Genomic DNA, 1,930 nt, shown 5'->3' with positions numbered 1-1,930 from the left:
CGGCAGCCAGTTGTATTACACCAACCAGGCGATTAACCAAAGCGTGACCAACATCGGCAATTACGTGGTGAACATGGGCAACCAAATCAACCAACGTATCGACAATGTGGAAAGCGACTCCAAAGCCGGTACCGCAGCAGCCATGGCGGTGGCAGGTCTGCCGCAAGCCTACCTGCCGGGTAAGAGCATGATGGCGGTTGCAGGCGGCGTTTACCGCGGTGAAAGCGGCTACGCAGTCGGCTTCTCCAGCATCTCCGACGGCGGCAACTGGGTCATCAAAGGTACCGCTACCGGAAACTCACGCGGCCACTACGGCGCGACCGCAGGTGTCGGCTACCAATGGTAATTCCGTTGTAAAGCCTGTTTGAAGGCAAAGCAAAGGTCGTCTGAAAACCCGAAACAAGGTTTTCAGACGACCTTTTTCTATATGGATTAAATGGGACGGGGTTTGCTTTCCAAACATATTCGGTTTCGCAAACACTCGCTTAACACAAAACGCGGCGGTTCGTTTTCAGACGACCTTGCAGCATATCCGACTATTTTTTGTGGCAAAATCGGGTTTGTGCCACATCGTTAGCCTGCTATTCAACATTTAAAAACATTCAAACCGGCTGACAAAACAGACGAAACAAATAACAAGGAGAAACAGACATGAGCCGCATTTTATCCTCACTGCGCTATCCGCTGATTCAAGCACCGATGGCGTTTGCGCATGACACAGAGCTGCCTTTGGCTGTCGGCAAAACCGGCGCTTTGGGTTCGTTGGCGGGAGCGATGTACGACGCGGCGGGTTTGGAAAAAGCGTTGGCACGGATGAAGCAGGAGGGCGGAGGCCGTCCGTACAACCTTAATTTTTTCGCCCACCGCACGCCGTCTGCCGACCGTGCGCAACAGGACGCATGGTTTGGCGTGTTGCGCCCGTATTTCGAGGCTTACGGGCTGGCGGAAAACGACATTCCCAGCGGCGGCGGGCGGCAGCCGTTTGGTGCCGACGCGTTGGCATGTGTGGAGCGTTACCGCCCGCCTGTCGTCAGCTTCCACTTCGGCTTGCCCTCGCCCGAATACTTGCATCGCGTCAAAGCGACGGGCGCGGAAGTGTGGAGCAGCGCGACGACGGTCGAAGAAGCCGTTTGGCTGGAACAAAACGGCACGGATGTCGTGATTGCCCAAGCGTGGGAGGCGGGCGGTCATCGGGGATGGTTTTTAAACCGCAATCCCGACAGCCAAAGCGGCTTGTTCGCCCTGTTGCCCGCCGTCCGCAAGGCCGTGCGCCTGCCTGTCATAGCCGCAGGCGGCGTTTCCGATGCCGCCGCCATCCGCGCCGCGTTGGGATTGGGCGCGTCCGCAGTGCAGGTCGGAACCGCCTTTCTGCTCGCAGACGAAGCCCTGACCAAACCTGCCCACCGCGCCGCCATCCAAACCGCCCGTCCCGAAGATACCGTGGTGACCAACTTGTTCAGCGGCGGCGCGGCGCGCGGACTTTACAACCGCTTCATACGCGAAGCCGGTCCGATGAATGACGCAGCGCTTCCGTTCCCCTTGGCAGGCGCAGCCGCCGGCGCATTGAAAGCCGCCGCCGAAAAACAAGGCTGCTACGACTTTTCCCCATTTTGGGCAGGACAAAACGCAGGATTGTGCCGCCCCGGCAGCGCGGCGGAAATTGTCGAGCGGCTTTGTGGCAGTATCGAGCGTTAGGACGGTTTGAATACGAGCAAGGCGGACATGGCAAACAAGGTCGTCTGAAAATGTGAACTAGGTTTCCAGGCGCCCGGTAGCGTGGGCTTTGCCCGCGAAATGAATATCAAAGATAACCGCCCGATTCAGATTGTCGGACAGCAGGTTCGTGGGCAAAGCCCACGCTACGGACTGGATTATTCCTGGCTTGTCGGGTTAAATAAAAGGTCGGCGGATTCGCATTTGAAGTGCAACT

The 1,930-nt window shown here is 57.6% G+C and carries 2 protein-coding genes; both read left to right on the top strand.

Annotated features, from left to right (window positions below; all coding sequences use genetic code 11):
* On the top strand, nt 1–346 hold a 346-nt coding region (locus tag HMPREF2954_RS11150), incomplete at its 5' end, for a YadA C-terminal domain-containing protein (protein ID WP_321178168.1).
* A gap of 305 nt (nt 347–651) precedes the next feature.
* The gene (locus HMPREF2954_RS11145) at nt 652–1,695 is read left to right on the top strand and encodes an NAD(P)H-dependent flavin oxidoreductase (protein ID WP_045075544.1); all 1,044 of its coding nucleotides are present in this window, start codon (nt 652–654) and stop codon (nt 1,693–1,695) included.
* Nucleotides 1,696–1,930: the final 235 nt, after the last annotated feature.

Source organism: Neisseria sp. HMSC067H09 (assembly GCF_001814135.1).
Lineage (GTDB): Bacteria > Pseudomonadota > Gammaproteobacteria > Burkholderiales > Neisseriaceae > Neisseria.
This window is presented reverse-complemented; position numbering and strand designations above follow the sequence as displayed.

Coding starts and splice junctions, on each gene's coding strand:
- HMPREF2954_RS11145 (WP_045075544.1), top strand. CDS start 652: ATGAGCCGCATTTTATCCTCACTGCGCTATCCGCTGATTCAAGCACCG.